The sequence below is a fragment of the Micromonospora humida genome, from assembly GCF_016901255.1.
In the GTDB taxonomy this organism is placed as follows: domain Bacteria; phylum Actinomycetota; class Actinomycetes; order Mycobacteriales; family Micromonosporaceae; genus Micromonospora; species Micromonospora wenchangensis.
In genome coordinates this window covers 183,379-205,335 of record NZ_JAFEUC010000011.1, presented here as the reverse complement: position 1 = coordinate 205,335, position 21,957 = coordinate 183,379, and the positions used below count along the sequence as shown (strand labels likewise).

Genomic DNA, 21,957 nt, shown 5'->3' with positions numbered 1-21,957 from the left:
CGGTGCGCGGTGGGCGGTGTGGCGGCGGGTGGAACGGGTAGCCGGCGGCATGACCGTCACCGGGATGCAGTTGCAGGAGTACCTGGCCGGGCTCGACTACCCGGTCTCCCGCGAGGACCTGGTCCGCTGGGGTCAGGAGAACGGCGCCGGCACCGAACTGCTCCAGATGCTGCGGGCGCTGCCCGCCGGGCAGTTCGACGACCCGGCCGAGCTGCACGAGGCCCTCGGCACGCTCGCCTGAGCCGCCCGCCTGACCCCACCGACCGGTCACCACCGCCGGCCACCGGCGCGGCCCGTGGGAGCGTGCAGCAACCGGAACAGCACCAGCCACTGTTCCGGCCAGACCAGGCCGACCGGGGTCGCCGGGTCGAGCCGCGCCGCCCGCAGCGCGCCGTCGACCCGCCGGCCCGGATGCGCCGCGCGCAGCGAGGCCGCGAGCGACCCGCCCGCCCCGCCGAACCCCAGCTCCACCATCTTCCGGTACGCGGGCAGCCCGGCCGGGTCCAGCAGCGCCGCCGGCCGGCGTTCGATCCGCAGGATGCCCCCGTCGACGGCGGGCACCGGGCGGAACGCGGTGCGGGCCACCCGGCCGGACAGCCGCCAGTGGTACTCCGGCCAGGTCAGAACGGTCAGCCGGCTCCACCGGCCGAGGTCACCGGTCCGCTTGCGGGCGTACTCCCACTGGGTGAGCAGGGTGGCCGCGCGCAACCGGGGCGCGGCGAGGCACCAGCGGACCACCGCGGCGGTCAGCGACCAGGGAACGTTGCCGACGACGGCGAACGGTTCGTCGGGTGGCGCGGCGGTCAGGAAGTCGGCCTGCCGGTGCCGCACGTGCGGCAGCGTCGCGCACACCGCCGCCAGGGCGGGGATGACGGCCGGGTCGACCTCGTAGGCGATCAGCCGGCCGCACCGTTGGGCCAGTGGCCGGGTGAGCTGGCCACGGCCGGCACCCACCTCCAGCAGCAGGTCGTCCGGGCCGCTACGGGCCGCCCGGACCATCCGGCTCACGGCGGCCGGGTCGGCGAGGAAGTTCTGCGACAGTACGCGACGGGACCGGTCGCGTGCGGTGGTGCGGTCGGGGCGGGGCGCCACGGGGCTCGTCCTGTCTGTCGCCGCTCAGCGACGGTACGGACAGGCACAGCACGCTGCCGGGCCTGTCCGAGTGGATCGGGACTCGGACGGCCCTGGAGAGATCGGCGGGGACGCGACGCGAAGAGAGCGCAGCCGGTGGCCCGGCCCGACAGCCACCGGGCGCGGTCGGGGCCGACGTCGCCGGTCGGACCGGGCGGGTCGGACGGGCGACGCGGACCGTGACCGGCCACGATGGCGGTCAGACCACGGAGGCGGTCAGACCACGGAGGCGGTCAGGCCCCAGTGACGGTCAGACCACGGTGGCGGTCAGGCCGGGATGGTGCTTCGGGTCAGGCGCGGTGGGCGTCCCGGCCGGCCAGGGCCGGACGCCGGACTCGCGGGCGGGCCACCAGGAGGGGGCCCCGCGCGGCCGACGTGACGGCCACGGTGATCAGGGCGTGCATACACATGGCGGCCACGCTAGCGCACACCCCACGGTGCGCAACGCGTTTTTCCGGCGTTCCACCACGACCCCGCCGGCCGCCGATCCGGCCAGCCCCCGCCGCGCCCCGAGTGGCCCGCACGCCTGGCCGGGTGAGCGGGTCGGGAGCAGCCGTTCCGTCGGCGCGCGATCACCGATGTCGGCAACCAGTGACCCATGGTCACCTCGACAGGACAACTCTTGCCCGCCCACCGTCATGCCGCCGGGGGGCGGCAAGGGGCAGGGGTCAGGGCTGGAGGTCGATCGTGCGGGCCTCGGCGCGGGCGGTCTCCGCAGCCGCCAGGACCGCCACCACCTCCCGGCCGAACCGGACGTCACACCGGTGGTCCCGGTCACCCGAGTCGACCTGCCCCAGCAGTTGGTCGACCGCCGTACCGAACGCGGTCAGCGCGTTGCCGTCGCCCGGCGGTACGGCCTCGACGCCGTTGTCGCCGTAGAAGACGACGTCCCGGGTCAGCGCCGTCGGCGGCGCGTCCAGGGTCAGCGACAGCGCACTTGTCGCACCTCCGTCGTGGGTGAGCAGCAGGTGCACCAGCCCGCCGGGGCCGTCCATCGCGGCGACCCGGGTGACCCGGCCGAGCACCGGCAGCACGATCGACAGCGCGTGCGGGCCGATGTCCCACAGCGCGCCCTGCTCCCGCCGCCACCGGGAGCCGCCGTACGGGCTGCCGGGGGCGTAGATCGAGGCGAACTGGGTGACCCGGGCGTGCTGCCAGCCGCCGGCCGCGGCGGTGGCGGTGAGGAAGCCGTCGACGTTGGGGTGGAAGCGTTGGGTGAAGAAGACCACCGAGGCCACCCCGGCGGACCGCGTGGCGGCGACCACCCGGTCGGCCTCGTCGAGGCTCAGCGCGAGGGGCTTGTCCAGCAGCAGGTGCCGGCCGGCGGTGGCGGCCCGGACGGCGATCCCGGCCTGCACGTCCGGGGGCAGCGCCACGGCCACCGCGTCGCAGGCGTCGAGCAGCGTGTCGACGTCGTTGAAGGCCGGGACGCCGTGCCGGGTGGCCAGCGCGGCGGCCCGTTCGGGGTCGCGTCCCCAGACCCCCACCAGTTCGGCGCGGGGATGGGCGTCCAGCCCGGCGGCGTGCGTGCGCGCCGCCCAGTGACCGGTGCCGAACAGGCCGAACCGCAGCACGGGGTACCCCCGGTCTCGTCGTCGGCCACGCCCGTCGCGGCCGTGATCCACGCTAGTCACCCGCCCCTGTTTCCGCAGCCGAGGGCCACCTACCCGCACCGGCGGGCCGCCGCCCGGAGACCCGGGCCGCCGACCCGGGACCGGGACGACGGTGATTACTACGCCGGTTAGTAGGCTGTGCCGGTGACCGAGACACCGATCGGATGGCGGCGATGACCGGCGCGGCGTCGGCCGGTTCGCCGGTGGACGGGGTGCTCGCCACCGTGACGATCGGGCTGTCGCTCGTACTCGCGTTGTGGGCCCTGGTGGCGGCGGTCCGGCACCGCCCGCCGGACCTGGTGCAGTCGGTCGGGCTGGGCCTGCTGGAGGTGGCGCTGCTCGCGCTGACCGTGCTGGCCCTGGTCGCCGTCGTCGGGGGTGAGCGGGCGGGCGAGCCGGGCGCGTTCTTCGGCTACCTGGTGACGCTGGTCTGCCTGCCCCCGCTGGCCTGGGTGCTGGCCCGGATGGAACCGACCCGGTGGGGGTCGGCGATCGTCTGCGCGGTCTGCCTGGTCCTGCCGGTGGTCGTGGTCCGGCTGCAACAGACCTGGGAGGTCGTCGGTGGCTGACACCCGGACGGCGCGGCGCGCCACCAACGCGGGGCCGGGACGGCTGCTGATCGCCGTCTACATCCTGTTCGCCATCGCCGCCACCTCCCGGGCCGCGCTCCAGATCGCCACGAAGTTCGACGAGGCGCCGGTGGCGTACCTGCTCTCGGCGGTGGCCGCGCTGATCTACATCGTGGCGGCGGTCGGGCTGGCCCGCGCCGGGCACACCGGCCGGCGGGTCGCGCTGGCCTGCTGCTCGGTGGAGCTGGTCGGGGTGGTCGGGGTCGGCGTGCTCAGCCTGGTCGACCCCGAACTGTTCCCCGACGAGACGGTCTGGTCCGGCTTCGGCAGCGGGTACGGCTACATCCCGCTGGTGCTGCCCGTGCTGGGCCTGCTCTGGCTGTGGCGCACCCGCACCGCCGCCGACGCCTGACGCCGGCTCCCGACGCGGGTGCCCCGGCCCCGGTCAGTCCTTCGGGCCGCCCGCGACATAGATGACCTGGCCGGAGACGAAGGACGCGCCCTCGCTGACCAGGAACGAGATGGTGTGCGCGACGTCCTCCGGCCGGCCCGGACGGCGGACCGGGATCTCGGCGGCGGCGTGCTTCTGGAGGTCGTCGAAGTCGACCTTCATCCGGGCGGCGGTGGCGGCGGTCATGTCGGTGACGATGAAGCCGGGGGCGACCGCGTTGACCGTCACCCCGAACGGCCCCAGCTCGATGGCGAGGGTCTTGGTGAAGCCCTGCAGGCCGGCCTTGGCCGCCGCGTAGTTGGCCTGGCCCCGGTTGCCCAGCGCCGAGGTGCTGGACAGGTTGACGATCCGGCCGTACTTCTGCTCGACCATGTGCCGCTGGGCGGCCTGGCTGAACAGGAACGCACCGCGCAGGTGCACCCCCAGCACGGTGTCCCAGTCGGCGTCGGTCATCTTGAACAGCAGGTTGTCCCGCAGCACCCCGGCGTTGTTGACCAGCACGGTCGGCCCGCCCAGTTCGGTGGCGACCCGGTCGACGGCGGCCTCGACCTGCTCCCGGTCGGCGACGTCCGCGCCGACGCCGAGGGCCCGGCCACCGGCGGCGGTGATCGCGTCCACGGTCGGCCCGGTCGCCGCCTCGTCGATGTCGACCACGGCGACGGCCATGCCGTCGGCGGCCAGCCGCCGGGCGGTGGCCGCGCCGATACCGCGCGCGGCTCCGGTGACGATGGCGACGCGGGACTCCTCCGACATGACTACCTCCCGGTAACTTCTGGCTCGATCGGAGGAGCCTACCCGCCCCGACGTCCGTCGACGTCCCTGCCGGGCAGGGACGTCGACGGACGCGCCGGTCAGTAGGTGGTGGAGCGGCAGAGCCGGATCCAGCGGTAGCCGTGCCCGCCCAGCTTCAGGCTGTCCAGCTTGCCCACGTCGCCGTACCCCCGGTCGGTGAGGACGTCTATCGGCAGGTCCGCCTCGGCGGCCAGGGTGCTCAGGTCCACCTCCACGTCCTCGGTGCCGAGGTTGTGCAGGAAGACCATGGTGCCGGTGGGGCCGTCGGCGCGGTGCGCGAGCACCCCGGCCGGCATCGGCACGTCGATGTGCGTGGTCGAGCCGGAGCCGATCTCCGGGGCCTCCCGCAGCGTCCGGATCATCCGCTCGAACCAGGCCAGCAGCGACGTCGAGTCGCCCCGTTGGGCGGTGACGTTGACCTGCTGGTAGCCGAAGTCACCCTTGTCGATCACCGGGCGGATCAGCTTCTCCGGGTCCGCCGTGGAGAAACCGCCGTTCTCCTTGTACGACCACTGCATCGGGGTACGGATCGCGTCCCGCCCGTCCAGCGCGAGGTTCTCCCCCATCCCGATCTCCTCGCCGTAGCGCAGCACCGGCGTGCCGCGCAACGAGAACTGGAGCGCGTACGCCAGCTCGATGTGCCGGCGGTCGTTGCCGAGCATCGGGGCGAGCCGCCGCCGGATGCCCCGACCGTAGAGCTGCATGTTCTCGTCCGGCCCGAACTTCGCCAGCACGTCGTTGCGCTGGTCGGCGGTGAGCCGGGACAGGTCGATCTCGTCGTGGTTACGCAGGAAGGTCGCCCACTGGCCGCCGGTGGGCAGCTTCGGGGTGTCGCGCAGCGCGTCGATGATCGTCTCCGGGTCCTCCCGGGCGAGGGCGAGCATCAGCCGGCCGTTGAGCATGAAGTCGAAGAGCATGTGGATGCGGTTACCCGAGCCGCTGCCGTCGCCGAAGTAGACCGGGAGCTGGTCGGGTTCGACGTTCGCCTCGGCCAGCAGCACCGCGTCGCCGCGCCGCCACTGCACGTGCTGGCGCAGGTCGGTGAGGAAGTCGAAGTCCTTCGGCGCGTCCGGGTTGCCCGGCTCGGTCCGCTCGATGATGAACGGCACGGCGTCCATCCGGAAACCGGCGACGCCGAGTTGGAGCCAGAACGAGGTGATCTTCTTGATCTCGGCGCGGACCCTGGGGTTCTCGATGTTGAGATCCGGCTGGAACTTGTAGAAGCGGTGGTAGTACCACGCCTTGGCGGTCCGGTCGTAGCTCCAGGTCTCGTGCTGCTCGCCCGGGAACACCATGCCCTGGTGCCGGTCCGTCGGCTCGTGGTCGGCCCAGACGTACCAGTCACGGTACGGCGAGTCGGGCGAGGACCGGGCGGACTGGAACCACGGGTGCTGGTCGGAGGTGTGGTTGACCACCAGGTCGATGATGACCCGGATGCCCCGGTTCTGTGCCTGGTGCAGCAGCTCGGCGAAGTCGCCGAGGGTCCCCAGTCGCGGGTCGACGTTGTAGAAGTCGGTCGCGTCGTATCCGTCGTCCTGGTTGGGCGAGGGATGGATCGGGTTGAGCCAGAGGCAGGTCACCCCCAGCCGCGCCAGGTAGTCGAGCCGGCCGATCAGGCCCCGGAAGTCACCGACCCCGTCACCGTCGGAGTCCGCGTACGTGTCGACGTCGAGGCAGTAGACGACGGCCTCGGAATACCACCTGTCACCCATGCCGGCCTAATGTCTCCGGTGCGCCGACGCCGCAAACGCGAAGCCCGCTCCACTGTCCGTCGGCGACCGCCGCACCGACCCGGGGCGGGCCGGTGCGGGGTACGGTCCGGGCATGGCTGCGCATCCGACGGACGGTTCCCGCACGCTCGACTGGGACGAGGGCCGGTGGCTGCACCCACCGGTACGGGTGGACCGGGCCGGTGACGGCGCGCTGCTGGTGGAGCCGGCCGCCAACAGCGACCTGTGGCGGCACACCAGCTACGGCTTCGTCCACGACGACGGGCCGGCGCTGCTCGCCCCGCTGCCGGCCAGCGGCGCGGTCGAGGTGGACTTCCTGCTCGACTACACGGAGCAGTTCGACCAGGCCGGGGTGCTGGTCCGGGTGGACGAGCGGAACTGGATCAAGGCCGGGGTGGAGGTCAGCGACGGCCTGCCACAGGTCGGCGCGGTGGTGACCCGGGAGTTCTCCGACTGGTCGGTGGCCCCGGTGCCGGACTGGCAGGGCCGGGAGGTGACCGTACGGGCCAGCCGCGACGGCGACGCGCTGACGGTCCGGGCACGGGTCGCCGACGAGCCGTGGCGGCTGGTCCGGCTCGCCCCGCTCGCCCCGGACGCGGTGGCGCTGGCCGGGCCGTTCTGCTGTGCGCCCACCCGGGGCGGGCTGACCGTCCGGTTCACCGGCTGGCGGCAGGGGCCGGCGGACCGGGGACTGCACCCCTCGGACTGATCCCCGGCTCAGCCGGCGGGGCCGCCCGGTCGGCACGACGGCGCAGGTCGCAGCGCATGGCCGGGCCCGGACGGGGTGGGCTCACTCACGGCAGGGTGTAAGTGGTGGCCGGCTGGGTACCACTGTCCGATCCCGCCGGCCCGCTGGAAGGACGCCCATGGCTCTCGCCGAGAACGTCGACCCGAACCAGTTCACCGGGCTGACCGGATGGGTGGCGGGCGTCATCGACTCCCTCGGCGCGGTCGGCGTCGCCTTCCTGGTGGCGTTGGAGAGCATCATCCCGCCGATCCCGAGCGAGATCGTGCTGGCGATGGCCGGCTACCTCGCCGCCGAGGGCCGGTTCAGCCTGGTGCTGATCATCGTCGCCGCGACTGTCGGTTCGCTGGTCGGCGCGCTGGTGCTCTACTGGCTCGGCGCGGCGATCGGCGAGGAACGGCTCAAGCACTGGCTGGACCGCATCCCGCTGGTCGACCGGGACGACCTGGAGAAGGCCGACCGCTGGTTCGAGCGGCACGGCCGGTGGGCGGTGCTGATCGGCCGGCTGGTGCCGGTGGTACGCAGCCTGGTCTCCGTCCCGGCCGGCGCGAACCGGATGCCGATGGGCGAGTTCGTGCTGCTCACCACGCTGGGCAGCGGGGTGTGGAACGCGCTGGTCGTCGGCCTCGGCTACACGCTGGGCTCGCGCTGGCAGGACGTGGAGAAGTACAGCGACTGGTTCAACTACGCCATCTTCGCGGTCTTCGCCGTCATGCTCGTGAGCTGGGCGGGCAAGAAGATCCGCTCCCGGCGTGACCGGGACGACCGCCGGTCGGTGACCGCTGACCGCTGACCGGGCCGCCGCACCGCCCGGCCGGCCCCGGTCACGACTCCCGAGGGGCCGCGAAGGCCGGTGGACCGCCCGGTGGAGCCGGACCGTCGGACCGGCCGGCCCCACCGGGCGGTGGTGTTCAGAACCTCGCGGTGATCGAGGTGAACTCCCAGAGGTTCTGGGCGATGCCGGAGCAGTTGGCGACCACTCCCCCGTCCGGGCAGGCGCGGTCCCGGTTGACCGACCAGAAGGTGAACCGGGACAGCCCCCGCGCCTTGGCCCAGTCCCGGATCTGCGTCCAGGTGGCCGGCGAGGTCAGCTCCCGCTGGTCGGACAGACCGTTCATGCCGCTGATGCCCATGTGCGCGTACGCCGTGGCGTCGGACCAGCCGAACGCCGACTTCAGCGTGGTCTTCAGCCCCTCGGCGGCGTTGACGGTGTTCTGGTACATGTTCGCCCCGCCGCCGAAGTCGAACGGCATGATGGTGAAGGTGTCGATGTTCGCGCCGAGCGCGGCGGCCTGGTTGATCAGCCGGGTGCCGTAGTACGACGGCCCGGTGGTCGAGGTGCCGAAGGTGACGATCGTTTTGATCCCCGGGTTGTTCTGCTTGACGATCTTCAGGGCGCCGAGGATGCGGTCCTGCACCACCTCGTTCTCGAACTCGTCGCTGTTCTCGATGTCGATGTCGATCGCCTTCAACCCGTACGCGTTGATCACCTGCTGGTACGCCCCGGCGAGGGCGCTGGCCGACGCGCAGTTCGGGCCGAGCTTGTTGCCGCTCCAGCCGCCGAACGACGGGATGACGTCGCCGCCGGCCGCCCGGATCGCGGCGATGGTGTTGGCGTGCGCGCCCCCGGTGAGCGGCCCGGAGCCGTCCCAGGCCGGGGTGCAGCCACCGCCGGAGAGCACGAACGCGATGGTGAACCACTTCACCCCGGTCGCCCCCATCACCGTCGCCGGCGCGGGCGGGTCACCCCAGCCGGGGTAGAGGTAGGGGGCGGCGGCCATCGTGCCGTTGCCGCCGGTGCAACCGGTGGTGGTGGCCGACACCGCTGCCGACTTCGCCGACTCCCCTGCGGAGTTGTACGCCGTGACGGTCCAGCTGTGGGTGGAGCAGGCGGCCAGCCCGGAGACGGTGGTCGAGGTGCCGGTGACGGTGGCCTTCACCGTGCCGCCCTCGTAGATCCGGTAGCCGGTGACCGTGCCGGAGACGGCGTTCCAGGCCAGCGTGGCCGACGAGGCGGTGGTGCCGGTGACCCGCAGCCCGCCCGGGGTGGCCGGGCCGGTCGGGTTGCCGGGGCCGCCGCCGGTGCAGGCCCCGCCGTTGACCGTGCAGTTCGTCGGGTCGCCGGTGCCGGCGACGACGAAGCCGAAGGTGGTGCTGGCGCCGGGGGCGAGGCTGCCGTTCCAGCTCTGGTTGAGGGCGGTGACCCGCTGGCCGGAGCTGCTCAGCCGGGCGTCCCAGAACGAGCCGACGGTGCTGCCCGAGGGCAGGTCGAACGCGACGGTCCACGAGCTGATCGCGGTCGAGGTGTCGTTGGTGACGGTGAACTTGGCCTCGTACCCGCTGCCCCAGCTGGCGGTGCGGACGAAGGCGGCGGTGGCGGCGGACGCGGCCGGCGGGGCCACGAGCGTGCCGGTGACCAGGGCGGCGGCGAGTGCGACGGCGAGGGTGGCCGCGCGGGGGGTGCGGAGTCTCACGGGTGGCCTCCAGTGGACCGGGGCGGGGGGCGTCAGGGGTGCGACCGGCCCGGTGAGCGGGCCGGTGGACACGGTCCGGGGGTGGGACCGCCGGGACGACATCCACGGTCGTCCACGTCCGCGCCTATTATTAAGAATCTTAACTGTTAATGTCCAGAGCCTACCGACGAGGGGGTCCGCGCCGGTGTGGCGCGGACCCCCTCGCGGCCCGGTCAGCGGCGGAAGGTGAACCAGTTGACGTTGACGAAGTCGGACGGCTGACCGCTGCTGAAGGTGAGGTAGACGCTGTGCCGGCCGGTCACCGCCGACACGTTGCCCGGCACCGACCGCCAGCTCTGCCAGCCGCCGGTGTTGGCCACGGCGAAGCTGCCGATCGGGGTGGCGGTCGGGCTGTCCACCCGCACCTCGACCAGACCGCTCACCCCGCCCGCCGCGCCGGAGGCCACCCGGGCCAGGAAGTCGCGGGGGCCGCTGCCGCCGAAGTCCACGTTGTCGTAGCGGGCCCAGTCGCCGTTGCGCAGGGCGGCGATGTTCTGCCCGCCCTCGGCGCAGGTCTCGACGGCCACCCCGTTCTGCCCGGAGAACGCCTCGGCCTGGATCGTCGAGTAGGCGTCCACGGTGCCCGACGGCGGCGGCGTGGTCGGGGCCGGCGTGGTGGGGGTCGGCGTCGGGGTGGAGCCACCGCCCCGGCGGTAGACCGCCACGTAGTCGACCAGCATCGGCCGGCCGGAGACGGTCGAGCCGGTCGGCGTGACGGCACCGGCCACCCCGTCCGGGAAGGAGCCGCCCATCGCCACGTTGAGCAGCAGGAAGTAACCGCCGTGGCCGGTCATCTGCGCCCAGTAGCTGGCCCCGACCTGGGTCTGGGTGACGGTGTGGAACAACTGCCCGTCGACGTACCAGCGCAGCTGCTGCGGGCTGACCGAGGTGTCCCACTCGGTGCGGTAGGTGTGGAAGGCGGCCTGACAGGCGCTGCCGGGGCAGACCCGGGTCGCCCCCAGCCCGCTGAACTCGTTGCACGGGCCGCCGGGGGCCACCCCGCAGTGCAGCGCGCCCCAGACCTGGTTGAGCCCGTTGACGTTCTCCATCACGTCGATCTCGCCGATGCCCGGCCAGTTCTGGTAGTTACCCCGGTAGGGCGCGCCGAGCGCCCAGAACGCCGGCCAGTAGCCGGCCGCCTGCGCGCCGGTGACGTTGGGCATCTGGATCCGTCCCTCGATCGCCAGCACCCCGCCCGACGGGGGCTTGAAGTCGGTGCGCACGGTCTCGATCCGGGCCGAGGTCCACCGGCCACCGGAATCGCGCAGCGGGGTGATCCGCAGATTGCCGGACCCGTCGTGGGCCAGGTTGGCGGTGCTGCCGGTGTACGTCTGGATCTCGCCGGTGCCCCAGTTGGCCGGGCCGCCCGGGTAGCTGGTGCCGGTGTCCACGATCCAGTTGGCCGAGGACGGCAGGGTGCCGGCCGCCCCGGTGAAGTCGTCGCTCCACATCAGGCTCCACCCCGACGGCGGCGTCGGAACGGCGGCCTGCGCGGCGACCGAGACGCCGGTCAGCGCGGTGGCGGCGGCGAGTATGACCGCCAGGGCGAGCCGGCGGCGGGACCGGCGCGGGGCGGTGGGGGCGACCGGAGCCGCCGGGACAGCGTTCATCGGGATGCCTCTCTGGGGGACGGGAACAAGAGAGCGCTCTCTGAGCGGTTTTCTACGCTCCCGCCCCACCACTTGTCAACGCTCGTCGATGGCTCCGACCGGCACCGGTCGCGGTCGCCGCAGCAGCACGTGCTCGGCCACCGTCCAGGCGGTGGTGGTGACCAGGTAGAGCACCGCCGCCAGCGGCACCACCAACGCCAGCAGCACCGTGCCGTACGGCAGCAGCGGCAGCACCCGGGCCAGCAGCGCCGCCCCCGGCTGGTCGGCCGGGACGGCGGCCGACGCCGCCGCCCGCCGGGACAGCACCGTGGCCAGGCCGGCCAGGGCCGCCAGCAGCACCCCGAAGACCAGCAGCACCGGCGGGGTCAGCCCGTCGCCCAGGTGCCAGCCCAGCGGCACCCCGGCCAGCCGCGCGTCGAGCAGCCCGCCGGCACCGTCCCCGGTGCCGAACAGGCGGTACATGACCAGGAAGAACGGGGCCTGGAGCAACGCCGGCAGGCAGCCCGCCACCGGCGACGCCCCGGCCCGGCGGTAGAGCGCGAACATCTCCGACTGCAACGTCGCGGGATCGTCCGCGTACCGCTGCTGGAGCTGGCGCAACTGCGGGGCGAGCGCCGCGCGACGCCGCTCCGCACGGACCTGGGCGACGGTGAGCGGTGAGATCAACAGCCTGACGGCGATGGTGAACAACACGATCGCGGCGGCGGTGGCGACCCCGCCGGCCAGCGGCGTCAGCAGCCCGGCGAGCCAGCCGACGACGGAACCCGCGGCGGCAGCCGCGTCGTGCACAGGTGAGAAGGCGAGCATGGGGGAACCCCTCGGTCCGATTCCGGAGGTCCGCACGGGACGCTCACCGGCCGCCCGTCAGGGCGGTCGGCGGTCCACCGTGGGACGGATGACGGCGGAACCGGTCGGGGTCGACGGCGCGCGGGATCAGCCCGCGACCGGGGACCAGCCGACCGGGAGGGGACCGCCGGGTGCCCGGGGGCGGGGTCGGCCCGCCGCGTCCGGATCGACCTGCCGGGGTACGCGTCGACGCCGGGCCCGCTCGCGCAACCCGACCGCCCGCCGGTGCCCGCCGCCGGGGCCGGACGCCGCCCGGGGACGGGCCGCCAGCAGGACGACGAGCAGCAGCGCGGCCGCCACCGCCGCACCGGCCAGCAGGTCACCCGGCCGGTCCGCGAGCAGGGTCAGCCCGACGAGCGCGTACGCCCACAGACCCGTCACCACCCGCAGCCCCGACATGTCCGCCAGCCTAGGACCCGCTGTCACGGCGGAGGGCCGCGACGGCCTCGACCACCGTCTCCGGCCGGTCCGCGTGCAGCAGGTGCCGGGCGTCCCGGAACACCTCCTGCCGGCCGGCGGGGAAACTCGCCGCCAGCGCCGCATGGCCCGCCCGCCACGCCGCCCGACCGGCCGGGGTGGGCACGTCGCCGAGCGCGGTCAGCACCCGCACCGGCAGCGTCGGTGCCGCCGTCACCGCCCGCAACGCCACCAGCTCCGCCGCCACCGCCGGATGCGCCAGCCACTGCACCAGCGCCCCGACCAGCACCGATCCGCAGCCGTACGCCGCCGCAGCGGCCGGGTCGGGCGGGCGGACGCTCATCCGGCGCACCGCCCGACGCCACGCCCCCGGGCCGTACCGGCGGGTCAGACCGGACCGGTCGAGCGCCCCGGCCAGCACCGGCGCCCCGGCCGCCACCGTGCCGGCCGTCCACGCCGACCACCACCGCCACCGGGCCGCCCCGGCCGGGTCCACCAGGCTCGGGTCCACCAGCACCAGCCCGGCGAGCCGCCCCGGATGCCGCCGGGCGTACGCCTCGGCGGGCAGCGCCGCCGCCGAGTGCGCCACCAGCACCGGTCGGTCCAGCCCGGTCAGCGCCGTGTCGACGCGGGCCAGTTCGGCGGTGAGGGTGGGCACCCGGCTGTCGTCCGGCCGGTCCAGCCGGCGCACCAGATACCCGGCGGCGGTCAGCGGCGGCACCAGCCGGTCCCAGGTCGCCGCCCCCTCCCCCATCCCCGGGCAGAGCAACACCCCCGGTCCGGCGGCGCGACCGGTAGCCGCCGGGTCGTCGGCGGCAGGCCGGTCGGGGGCAGGCCGGTCGGGGGTGGTCGGGCCGGTCACCGGGGGCGCTCCGGGCCGGGGCCCCACCGGGCGACGGCGGCGGTGAGCAGCAGCCAACCGGACAGCCCGGTGAGCTGGACCCGCTGCCACAGGCCCAGCCCCCACTCGGGGTGCAGGGTGGCGACCAGCGTGCCGACAGTGCCGAGCGCCAGCACCACCGCCACCGAAAGCCCCGCCCGGCGGCGGGCCGGGCCGCGCAGCACGGCGAGGACCGCCACCGCGCTGAGCAGCGCGCCGGCCACCGCCAGCGACGAGGTGACCGTGTGCGCCTGGTGCCGCCAGGACAGCTCGCCCAGCTCCTCCAGCCGGGCGCAGCGGTCATCGATCGAGGGGGCGCAGTCCATCGAGGTGAACCCGCCGTCGACGGCGGTGGCCACGCCGAACACCAGCAGCCCCCACCAGGCCGGTCGGGGCACCTCCCGGGCCAGCCGGGCCAGCAGCAGCCCGGCCACCGTCGCGCACAGCCCGGTCGTCACGTCGCCGAGCTGGAAGACCAGGTGGTACGGCTGGTCCCGGGCGGCCAGCTCACTCAGGTAGCTCTCCACCGGCCGCAGCCCCGGGTTGAGCACCGGGGCGAGCAGCCAGGAGGCGTAACAGACCGCCGCCAGCGCCAGCGCCACCGCCGCCCCGGTCCGGGCGGCCCGGTGCCCGTCACCCCCACGGCGGGCCGCCGGATCCGGGTCACGGTGCGGGCGGTTCACGACGACTCGCGGACCATCGGGAACGGCAGGGTCTCCCGGATGGACCGGCCGGTCAGCAACATCACCAACCGGTCCACCCCCAGCCCCAGACCGCCGGTCGGCGGCATCGCGTACTCCAGCGCGGTGAGGAAGTCCTCGTCCAGCTCCATCGCCTCCGGGTCGCCGCCGGCCGCCTTCAGCGACTGGGCGGTCAGCCGTCGCCGCTGCTCGGTCGGGTCGACCAGCTCCGAGTACGCGGTGCCCAGCTCCATCCCGAACGCCACCAGGTCCCACCGCTCGGCCAACCGGGGATCGGACCGGTGCTGCCGGGTCAACGGCGAGACGTCGGTCGGGAAGTCCAGGTAGAACGTGGGCACGTCGGTACGCGCCTCGACCAGCCGCTCGTACAGCTCCAGCAGCAGCTCGGCGCGCTGCCAGCCCGGGTCGTACGGCACCCGGGCCGCATCGGCGAGGCGGCGCAGGGCGGCGGCGTCGGTGTCGACGGTCACCTCCTCGCCCAGCGCGGCGGAGACCGCCTCGTGCACCGTGCGCACCGGCCACGGACCGCCGATGTCCACCAGCTCACCGGTGCCCGGTCGGCGGGCCAGTGGTGCCCCGTGCACCGCCACCGCCGCCGCGACGATCAACTCCCGGGCCAGCTCCCGCATGTCGTGGTAGTCGGCGTACGCCTGGTACGCCTCCAGCACGGTGAACTCCGGGTTGTGGCTGAAGTCGACGCCCTCGTTGCGGAACACCCGGCCCAGCTCGTACACCCGCTCGACGCCGCCCACGGCGAGCCGCTTGAGATACAGCTCGGGGGCGATCCGCAGGGTCAACCGCAGGTCGTAGGCGTTGCTGTGGGTGACGAACGGGCGGGCGTTGGCACCCCCGTGCACCCGTTGCAGGATCGGCGTCTCCACCTCCAGGAAGTCCCGGTCCACCAGGGTCCGCCGCAGACTGGTGAGGGTGGCGCTGCGGGCCCGCAGCAGGTCCCGGGCCTGTGGGCTGGTCGCCAGGTCCAGGTAGCGGCGGCGCACCCGCGCCTCCGGGTCGGCCAGGCCGTGGTGCTTGTCCGGCAGCGGACGCAGGCACTTGGCGGTGAGCCGCCAGTCGGCCACCCGGACCGACACCTCGCCGCGCCGGGTGGCGTACACCTCGCCGGTAGCGCCGACGTGGTCGCCGATGTCGACGGTGGCCCGCCACCGGTCCAGCTCCTTCTCCAGCACCAGTTGCAGGTCGCCGCCGCCGTCGCGGATGGTGACGAAGCAGACCCGGCCGTGGTCGCGGACCAGCAGCACCCGCCCGGCCACCGAGACGGTCTCGCCGGTGCCGGTGTCCGGGGCCAGCCCGGCGTGCCGCGCCCGCACCGCCGCACACCCGTCGGTACGCGGCCACCCCACCGGGTACGGATCGACGCCCTGCGCCCGCAGCCGGTCCAGCTTCGCCCACCGGACCCGCACCTGCTCGGGAAGCTGACCATGCGCCGGTTCCGGGCTGACCGCGTGCACGGTGGCCGCGTCCGGCGGCACGAACCCCACCGCGCCACCGGCCGGCGGCGCACCGTACAGCGGGGACGGACGGCCGCCGGGCAACGCGACGAAGCCCTCCGCGACGGCGGCGGCCAACCCGACCCGGGCCAACTCCCGCCGCTCGCCGAAGCACAGGTACCGGGGCGTCCAGTGCGGCTGGTACTTGGCGTTGGACAGGTACAGCGACTCCAACTGCCACCAGCGGGAGAAGAACAGCAACGTACGCCGCCACAGCCGGATCACCGGGCCGGCGCCGATCCGGGCGCCCTGCTCGAACACCGACCGGAACACGGCGAAGTTCAGCGACACCCGCTCGACGCCCAGCCGGAGGGCGGCACCGAGCAGCGCGGCCACCATGAACTCGGTGACCCCGTTCTCGGCGGTGCGGTCCCGACGCATCAGGTCCAGCGACAGCCCGCTGCCGCCCCACGGGCTCAACGACAGCAGCGCCCGTACCCGGCCGTCGCCGTCGCGGGCCTCGACCAGCACGCAGTCGCCGTCGGCCGGGTCGCCGAGGCGGCCCAGCGCCATCGAGAAGCCACGCTCGTGCTCGGTGTCCCGCCAGCGGGTGGCCAGGGCGGCGAGGTCGGCCAACTCGGCCGGCGGGATGTCGGCGTGCCGGCGTACGGCGGCGGTGTAGCCGGCCCGCTCGACCCGGTGCACCGCCTGCCGGACCGGGCGCATGTCCCGTCCGCCCAGGTCGAACTCCCGGGCCAGCAGGATCGCCTCGTCACCCAGTTGCAGCACCTTCAGCCCGTGCCGGTGGTAGGCCCGCGCACCGGCCTCGCTGGCCCCCATCACCGCCGGGGTCCACGCGTACTCCCGGGCCTGGTCCAGCCAGGCGGTGATCGCCGGGCCCCACGCCTCCGGGTCGCCGACCGGGTCGCCGCTGGCCAGGCTCACCCCGTTGACCACCCGGTAGGTCAGCGCCGCCTTCCCGCTGGCCGAGAAGATCGCCGCCTTGTCCCGCCGGGTGGCGAAGTAGCCGAGCGAGTCCCGGTCGCCGTAGCGGGCCAGCAGTTCCCGGATCCGCTGCTCCTCGTCGGGGTGCAGCACGGCGGCGGCGCGCTGGGAGCGCAGCAGGGTGAACAGGCCGGCCAGGAAGGCGACCGCGCCCATCCCGCCGAGCAGCAGGTTGACCCAGCCGGGGGCCTGGCCCTGCCGGGTGACGTCCAGGGTGATCGCGCCGCCGAAGACCTTCTCGATGGCGTACCCGATGCGGTCCAGCCAGCTGTGCAGGCTGCCGGGCACGGCGGTGAGCAGCAGGTAGCCCAGCCCGACGGCCGCCGCGGCGAGGCCGAAGAACACCCCGAGGGCACGCCGGGTGCTGCCGCTGCGGACCCGGGCGTAGAACTCCCGCCGGGCGGCTCGCAGCAGGGCGAGCGCGGCGACGGCGAAGCCGATGCCCACCCAGACGCCGACGGTCTCGACGAGGGTGAACAGCCGCCGGCCGGCGTCGTCGGTGAGCTGGTCCGCGCCGACGGTCACCAGCAACAGGCCGGTCAGCACGCCGACGACCAGGCTGAGGATGAAGTAGACGACAAGCACCCAGTACGCCAGCCGCTTGTGGCGCAGCACCGCCGCGGCGAGGGTGCCGAGGAACACCGCGTACGCCAGGTTGGCCGGGGCCGGCACCAGCAGCGTGTCGATGGTGGTCCGGATCGGCTGGAACTCGGCGTTGGCCGCGCTGCTGACCGCCGCCAGCGCGCAGATCGCGGCGATGAACCACAGCAGCGCCGCGAACGTCCGGGGCACCTGCCGCCGCCAGTCCCGCCCGGCCGGCCGGGGCGGGTGGCCGGGCCGCCGCGCCGGGGCCGGGGGCGCCGATCGGGGCACCGTCGTCGGGGTCACCTGACCTCCCTCACGTTCGGGCCCCGGCCCGCTCCAGGTCGGGGCGGGGGTGCGGCACGGCACCGGTCGGCGGGACCGGGTCATGGTAAGCATCCGGCGCGACGACGCGCCGTGTCGCGTTTTCTCCGCCGGACACCGCGGGTAATGGGCGGGCAGCACCGCGGCGGACCCGCCGCGGCGGGACGGGACGGACGGTGATGGCGATGACCAGTGGGATGGCGGCCGGGGCGATGGCCCCGGAGCGGACCGGGCCCGACCGGCTCACGGTGGGCGTGGAGGAGGAGTTCCTCCTGGTCGATCCGCACACCGGTGCCGCGGTGCCCGCCGTCGACCTGGTCATGGCGCAGGTGCCGGCGGAGCTGCGCGGGCAGGTGGAGCGGGAGTTCCAGACCAGCCAGATCGAGATCGGCAGCCCGCCGGGGTTGGACCTGGGCTCGATCCGGCACTCGCTGGGCGTGCTGCGCGGCGCGCTGGCCGACGCCGCCGAGCGGGCCGGCGTCCGGGTGCTGGCGATCGGCACCGGCCCGGTGGCGGGACCGGTGCCGCCGGTGGTGGACAAGCCCCGCTTCGACCGGATGATCGACCGGTTCCGGCTGCTGGTGCCCGGCCCCGGCAACAACGGCATGCACGTGCACGTGGGCGTGCCCGACCCGGACACCGGGGTGCAGGTGCTCAACCACATCCGGCCGTGGCTGCCGGTGCTGCACGCGATGACCACCAACTCGCCCTTCTCCGAGGGGGTCGACACCGGGTACGCGAGCTGGCGTTCCGTCGAGTGGGAACGCTGGCCGTCGGTCGCGCCCACCCCCTACCTGGAGTCGTACGAGCACTACGAGCGGCTGATCAGGCAGTTGATCGCCAGCGGGGTGATGCTCGACGAGGGGATGCTCTACTGGTACGCCCGGCTGTCGGCGAAGTACCCGACGGTGGAGGTCCGCATCGGTGACGTCTGCCCGTCGGTGGACGACGCGGTGCTGGTGGCGGGGCTGGTGCGGGCGCTGGTCGCCACCGCCATGGACGACGTGGCGGCGGGCCGTCCGCCGGTGAACACCGACCACCACCTGCTGGTGGCCGCGCACTGGCGGGCCGCCCACGACGGGTTGGAGGGCGACGGCGTCGACCTGACCAACGGCGAGCTGCGCCCGGCCTGGGAACTGGTCGACCGGCTGGTCGAGCGGGTCCGCCCGGCGCTTACGGCGCACGACGACCTGGCCGAGGTGACCGAGCTGCTGGCCACGCTGCGCCGGCACGGCACCGGGGCGGCCCGGCAGCGGGCCGTGTTCGCCCGCTCGGGCCGGCTGGAGGACGTGGTCGCCGAGGTCGCCCGGCAGACCCGTGGCTGACCGGTCCGGGGGCGGTCGGCGCGTGGAAGACTGGGCGTCGTGACGGAGCGGCTGATCGTGGTCGGTGGGGACGCCGCCGGGATGGCGGCGGCGTCCCAGGCCCGTCGCCGCCGGGGCGTCGACGACCTGGAGATCGTGGCGTTCGAGCGGGGGCACTTCACGTCGTACTCGGCGTGCGGCATCCCGTACTGGATCAGCGGGCTGGTGCAGGACCGGGACGCGTTGATCGCCCGCGACCCGGCCACCTTCCGGGACGACTTCGCCATCGACGTACGGCTGCGTACCGAGGTCACCGGCATCGACCTCGACCGCCGCGAGGTCACCGCCCGCCGGCTCGACGACGGCGGCGAGGTCCGCGAACGCTTCGACACCCTGGTGTACGCCACCGGTTCGGTGCCCAACCAGCCCGACTGGGCCGACGAGGACGTCGACGGCATCTTCGGCATCCAGACCCTGGACGACGCGGCGGCGCTGCGGGCCTGGCTGGACGCCGACCCGACGCCGACCCGGGCGGTGGTGGTCGGCGGCGGCTACATCGGGGTGGAGATGGCCGAGGCGCTGATCCAGCGCGGGCTCGCCGTCACCCTGGTCGAGCGGGGCGAGCAGCCGATGGCCACCGTCGACGAGGACATGGCCGGCCTGGTCGCCGAGGCGATGCGCGGGCTGGGCGTCGAGATCCGTACCGGTGTCACGGTCAGCGGGGTCGAGCAGCGCGACGGCCGGGTGTCCGCGGTGGTCACCTCCGCCGGCCCGGTGCCGGCCGACGTCGTGGTCCTCGGCCTGGGCGTACGCCCCAACACCGCGCTCGCCGCCGCCGCCGGCCTCCCGCTCGGCCAGACGGGCGGGGTCCGCGTCGACCGCCGGATGCGGGTGCCCGGGGTGCCCGGCGTCTGGGCGGCCGGCGACTGCGTGGAGACCCTGCACCGGGTCACCGGCATGTCGGTGCACATCCCGCTCGGCACCCACGCCAACAAGCAGGGCCGGGTCGCCGGGATCAACATCGGCGGCGGGTACGCCACCTTCCCCGGGGTGATCGGCACCGCCGTGACGAAGGTGTGCGACCTGGAGGTGGGGCGTACCGGGCTGCGGGAGCGGGACGCCACGGCGGCCGGGTTCGAGTTCGTCTCCGTGATCGCCGAGTCGACGAACCGGGCTGGCTACTACCCGGGGGCCCAGGCGATGACGGTCAAGCTGATCGCCGAACGGCCCACCGGTCGGCTGCTCGGCGCGCAGATCGTCGGCCGTTCCGAGGCGGCGAAGCGGATCGACGCGCTGGCCGTGGCGCTGTGGAACGAGATGACGGTGGACGAGATGACCGCCCTCGACCTCGGTTACGCCCCGCCGTACGCGCCGGTCTGGGACCCGGTGCTGATCGCCGCCCGCAAGGCCGTCGACGCCCTCGACCGCTGAAGCCCCGTCCCGGCGGCTCTTCGCCCAGGCCGGGGTGCTGAGCTGGGCGCAGGCCACCACCGAACTCACCCCCGCCCGGGTACGGCACCTGCTGGCCACCGGCCGGTGGGAGCGGGTGTGCCGGGGCATCCTGCGGGCCGGCGGCGGCCCGGTGACCGTCGACCAGTCGCGCTGGGTGGCGGTGCTGGCCGCCGGTGCCGACGCCGTCCTGGCCGGTCTCGCGGCGGCCCAGGCTGGCGGCCTGCGCGGGCGCTGGCGGCACGAGGCGGTGGACGTGCTCATCCCGTACCAACGGCAGGCTCCCGACCTGCTGCGCCGGCTGCCTCTCGGGATGCCTGCGGTGCGGGTACGACGGACCCGGCACCTGGGCGACGAGGACCGGCAACGGGGGCGGCCGGACCGCACCCCGATGGCCCGCTCGCTGATCGACGCGGCGCAGTGGATGCGCAGCGACGACGACGCGCAGGCGGTGCTGGCGGCCGCTGCCAGCAGCGGCGGGTGACCCCTGGAGAACTCGACGCGGTGGCCCGCCGGTTGCCCCGATTGCGTCGGGCGGCCCTGATCCGGCACACCATCGGCGACCTGGCCGGCGGGGCGGAGGCGCTGTCCGAGATCGATCTGGTCCGGCTCTGTCGTCGCCATCGCCTGCCCCGGCCGGAGTTGCAGGAACGCCGGCGCGACGCGGCCGGGCGTACGCGTTACCTGGACGCCTACTGGCGGCAGTGGGGGCTGCACGTCGAGGTCGACGGGGCACACCACATGGACGTCCGGCACTGGGCGGCGGACCTGCGCCGGCAGAACGGGGTGTGGATCTCCGGGGATCGGATCCTGCGGTTCACCGCCTTCGACGTCCGCCACCGCCCCGACGAGGTGGCGGCCCAACTGCGCGCGGCGCTGACCGCCGCCGGCTGGCGTCCCGACGTCGCTTGATTGTGGAGAGTTGTTGTCGCCGGGGCAGCAACAACTCTCCCCGATCCGCACAATGGGTGGGTGGAGATTCCGGCGGGGTTGTCGTGGGTGCGGCAGACGCCGGAGGGGCGGGAGTGGCTGGCCACGCTGGCCCGGTGGCGGGACGAGTGCGCGCAGCAGTGGTCGCTGCGGCTCGGGCCACCCTTCCCGTACGCGTTCGCCTCGCTGGCGATGTCCGCCGACCTGCCCGACGGCACCCCGGCGGTGTTGAAGTTGCAGTACCCGGCCCCGGACAGCCGGCACGAGGCCGACGCGTTGGCGCACTGGGACGGCGAGGCGGCGGTCCGGCTGATCGCCCACGACCCGCAGCGGCGGGCGCTGCTGGTGGAGCGGTGCCGGCCCGGCTCACCGCTGCACGAGTTGCCCGCCGACGAGGCGGTGGACGTGGTGGCCGGCCTGCTGCCCCGGCTGTGGCGGCGACCGGCCGGGCCGTTCATCCCGCTCGCCGAGGAGGCGACGGGCTGGCGGCACCGGCTGCCCGAGGCGTGGGACCGGGCCGGCCGGCCGTACGGGCGGCGGCTGGTCGACGCGGCGCTCGACCAGCTCGACCGGCTGGTCGACACCCAGGGCGAGCAGGTGCTGGTCAACCAGGACCTGCACGCCGGCAACGTGCTGCGGGCCACCCGGGAGCCGTGGCTGGTGATCGACCCGAAGCCGCTGCTGGGCGAGCGGGAGTTCGCGGTGGTGCCGATCGTGCGCGGGGTCGAGCTGGGGCACTCCCCCGAGGCGGTACGGCGTCGGCTGGACCGTGTCACCGCTGCGCTCGGCCTCGACCGGGACCGGGTGGTCGGCTGGACGATCGCGCACTGCCTGGCGTGGAGCCTGGACGGCGACACGGTCTTCACCAACCAGGTCGAGGTGGCCCGCTGGCTCGTCGACGGCCCGTAGCCGCCCGC

20 protein-coding genes and 1 pseudogene are annotated in these 21,957 nt (G+C 74.4%); 10 read left to right on the top strand and 11 right to left on the bottom strand.

What is annotated here, in order from left to right; all coding sequences use genetic code 11:
- Positions 1-49: 49 nt before the first annotated feature.
- On the top strand, positions 50-241 hold the full coding sequence (locus JQX11_RS22225) for a DUF2795 domain-containing protein (protein ID WP_088642812.1): 192 nt from the start codon (positions 50-52) through the stop codon (positions 239-241).
- Positions 242-267: 26 nt separating this feature from the next.
- Here JQX11_RS22225 and erm read toward each other — a convergent pair whose 3' ends face one another.
- Together erm and JQX11_RS22215 are read right to left on the bottom strand one after the other, a co-directional pair.
- A complete protein-coding gene (erm, locus tag JQX11_RS22220; RefSeq protein ID WP_204926899.1) occupies positions 268-1,092 on the bottom strand; it encodes an ErmE/ErmH/ErmO/ErmR family 23S rRNA (adenine(2058)-N(6))-methyltransferase in 825 nt (274 codons plus the stop codon).
- A gap of 707 nt (positions 1,093-1,799) precedes the next feature.
- Positions 1,800-2,705: a Gfo/Idh/MocA family protein gene (locus JQX11_RS22215; protein WP_204926898.1), complete on the bottom strand. Its 906-nt coding sequence runs from the start codon at positions 2,703-2,705 to the stop codon at positions 1,800-1,802.
- Positions 2,706-2,908: 203 nt separating this feature from the next.
- Between JQX11_RS22215 and JQX11_RS22210 the strand changes: the two genes are divergently transcribed.
- Both JQX11_RS22210 and JQX11_RS22205 read left to right on the top strand, forming a co-directional pair.
- Entirely contained in the window at positions 2,909-3,313 is a 405-nt protein-coding gene (locus JQX11_RS22210; protein WP_204926896.1) for a hypothetical protein, read from the top strand.
- A pseudogene (locus tag JQX11_RS22205) lies at positions 3,306-3,786 on the top strand (hypothetical protein). The gene JQX11_RS22210 and the pseudogene JQX11_RS22205 overlap by 8 nt, the downstream one beginning before the upstream one ends.
- Here JQX11_RS22205 and fabG read toward each other — a convergent pair.
- Complete coding sequence (gene fabG / locus JQX11_RS22200) at positions 3,759-4,517, bottom strand: 3-oxoacyl-ACP reductase FabG (RefSeq protein WP_204926891.1); 759 nt, start codon at positions 4,515-4,517, stop codon at positions 3,759-3,761. The pseudogene JQX11_RS22205 and the gene fabG overlap by 28 nt on opposite strands.
- A gap of 98 nt (positions 4,518-4,615) precedes the next feature.
- Positions 4,616-6,268: an alpha-amylase family protein gene (locus JQX11_RS22195; RefSeq protein WP_204926890.1), complete on the bottom strand. Its 1,653-nt coding sequence runs from the start codon at positions 6,266-6,268 to the stop codon at positions 4,616-4,618.
- A 112-nt stretch (positions 6,269-6,380) separates the two neighbouring features.
- On the opposite strand from JQX11_RS22195, the gene JQX11_RS22190 reads away from it, so the two are divergent.
- The gene (locus tag JQX11_RS22190) at positions 6,381-6,995 is read left to right on the top strand and encodes a DUF1349 domain-containing protein (RefSeq protein WP_204926888.1); all 615 of its coding nucleotides are present in this window, start codon (positions 6,381-6,383) and stop codon (positions 6,993-6,995) included.
- Between the two features lie 157 nt (positions 6,996-7,152).
- A complete protein-coding gene (locus tag JQX11_RS22185) occupies positions 7,153-7,824 on the top strand; it encodes a DedA family protein (RefSeq protein ID WP_204926886.1) in 672 nt (223 codons plus the stop codon).
- A gap of 118 nt (positions 7,825-7,942) precedes the next feature.
- On the opposite strand, the gene JQX11_RS22180 is transcribed toward JQX11_RS22185, so the two are convergent.
- From JQX11_RS22180 to lysX, 7 genes are all read right to left on the bottom strand, one after another.
- The gene (locus JQX11_RS22180) at positions 7,943-9,505 is read right to left on the bottom strand and encodes a cellulose binding domain-containing protein (protein WP_204926885.1); all 1,563 of its coding nucleotides are present in this window, start codon (positions 9,503-9,505) and stop codon (positions 7,943-7,945) included.
- Positions 9,506-9,717: 212 nt separating this feature from the next.
- Positions 9,718-11,154 carry a carbohydrate-binding protein gene (locus JQX11_RS22175; RefSeq protein WP_204926884.1) on the bottom strand — a complete coding sequence of 479 codons (1,437 nt, stop codon included), beginning with the start codon at positions 11,152-11,154 and terminating at the stop codon, positions 9,718-9,720.
- A 75-nt stretch (positions 11,155-11,229) separates the two neighbouring features.
- Positions 11,230-11,961 (bottom strand): YidC/Oxa1 family membrane protein insertase, encoded by a 732-nt coding sequence (locus JQX11_RS22170; protein WP_204926883.1) that lies wholly within the window; start codon positions 11,959-11,961, stop codon positions 11,230-11,232.
- A 126-nt stretch (positions 11,962-12,087) separates the two neighbouring features.
- Positions 12,088-12,399, bottom strand: coding sequence for a DUF6412 domain-containing protein (locus tag JQX11_RS22165; protein ID WP_204926882.1), 312 nt, complete (start codon positions 12,397-12,399; stop codon positions 12,088-12,090).
- Positions 12,400-12,409: 10 nt separating this feature from the next.
- Positions 12,410-13,279 (bottom strand): alpha/beta fold hydrolase, encoded by an 870-nt coding sequence (locus JQX11_RS22160; protein WP_204926881.1) that lies wholly within the window; start codon positions 13,277-13,279, stop codon positions 12,410-12,412.
- A complete protein-coding gene (locus tag JQX11_RS22155; RefSeq protein ID WP_204926880.1) occupies positions 13,276-13,980 on the bottom strand; it encodes a DUF998 domain-containing protein in 705 nt (234 codons plus the stop codon). Before JQX11_RS22155 ends, JQX11_RS22160 begins: the two co-directional genes overlap by 4 nt.
- Complete coding sequence (lysX, locus tag JQX11_RS22150; protein ID WP_307826304.1) at positions 13,977-17,339, bottom strand: bifunctional lysylphosphatidylglycerol synthetase/lysine--tRNA ligase LysX; 3,363 nt, start codon at positions 17,337-17,339, stop codon at positions 13,977-13,979. The genes JQX11_RS22155 and lysX overlap by 4 nt, the downstream gene beginning before the upstream one ends.
- A 203-nt stretch (positions 17,340-17,542) precedes the next feature.
- Here lysX and JQX11_RS22145 point away from each other — a divergent pair, with 203 nt between their 5' ends.
- From JQX11_RS22145 to JQX11_RS22130, 5 genes are read left to right on the top strand one after another with little or no spacing between them, the layout of a single operon-like run.
- Positions 17,543-18,682, top strand: a complete 1,140-nt coding sequence (locus JQX11_RS22145; RefSeq protein WP_232378340.1) for a carboxylate-amine ligase — start codon at positions 17,543-17,545, stop codon at positions 18,680-18,682.
- A gap of 39 nt (positions 18,683-18,721) precedes the next feature.
- A complete protein-coding gene (locus JQX11_RS22140) occupies positions 18,722-20,092 on the top strand; it encodes an FAD-dependent oxidoreductase (RefSeq protein ID WP_204926876.1) in 1,371 nt (456 codons plus the stop codon).
- Positions 20,093-20,126: 34 nt separating this feature from the next.
- A complete protein-coding gene (locus tag JQX11_RS32670) occupies positions 20,127-20,594 on the top strand; it encodes a hypothetical protein (protein ID WP_232378339.1) in 468 nt (155 codons plus the stop codon).
- On the top strand, positions 20,591-21,022 hold the full coding sequence (locus tag JQX11_RS32665) for a DUF559 domain-containing protein (protein WP_232378338.1): 432 nt from the start codon (positions 20,591-20,593) through the stop codon (positions 21,020-21,022). The genes JQX11_RS32670 and JQX11_RS32665 overlap by 4 nt, the downstream gene beginning before the upstream one ends.
- Positions 21,023-21,082: 60 nt before the next feature.
- Positions 21,083-21,949, top strand: coding sequence for an aminoglycoside phosphotransferase family protein (locus JQX11_RS22130; RefSeq protein WP_204926875.1), 867 nt, complete (start codon positions 21,083-21,085; stop codon positions 21,947-21,949).
- The last annotated feature ends 8 nt before the right edge of the window (positions 21,950-21,957 follow it).

Excerpts from the sequence above, each read along its gene's own strand:
- JQX11_RS22225 (WP_088642812.1), top strand. The coding sequence starts at position 50 with ATGACCGTCACCGGGATGCAGTTGCAGGAGTACCTGGCCGGGCTCGAC.
- JQX11_RS22210 (WP_204926896.1), top strand. The coding sequence starts at position 2,909 with ATGGCGGCGATGACCGGCGCGGCGTCGGCCGGTTCGCCGGTGGACGGG.
- fabG (WP_204926891.1), bottom strand. The coding sequence starts at position 4,517 with ATGTCGGAGGAGTCCCGCGTCGCCATCGTCACCGGAGCCGCGCGCGGT.
- JQX11_RS22195 (WP_204926890.1), bottom strand. The coding sequence starts at position 6,268 with ATGGGTGACAGGTGGTATTCCGAGGCCGTCGTCTACTGCCTCGACGTC.
- JQX11_RS22190 (WP_204926888.1), top strand. The coding sequence starts at position 6,381 with ATGGCTGCGCATCCGACGGACGGTTCCCGCACGCTCGACTGGGACGAG.
- JQX11_RS22185 (WP_204926886.1), top strand. The coding sequence starts at position 7,153 with ATGGCTCTCGCCGAGAACGTCGACCCGAACCAGTTCACCGGGCTGACC.
- JQX11_RS22175 (WP_204926884.1), bottom strand. The coding sequence starts at position 11,154 with ATGAACGCTGTCCCGGCGGCTCCGGTCGCCCCCACCGCCCCGCGCCGG.
- JQX11_RS22170 (WP_204926883.1), bottom strand. The coding sequence starts at position 11,961 with ATGCTCGCCTTCTCACCTGTGCACGACGCGGCTGCCGCCGCGGGTTCC.
- JQX11_RS22165 (WP_204926882.1), bottom strand. The coding sequence starts at position 12,399 with ATGTCGGGGCTGCGGGTGGTGACGGGTCTGTGGGCGTACGCGCTCGTC.
- JQX11_RS22145 (WP_232378340.1), top strand. The coding sequence starts at position 17,543 with ATGACCAGTGGGATGGCGGCCGGGGCGATGGCCCCGGAGCGGACCGGG.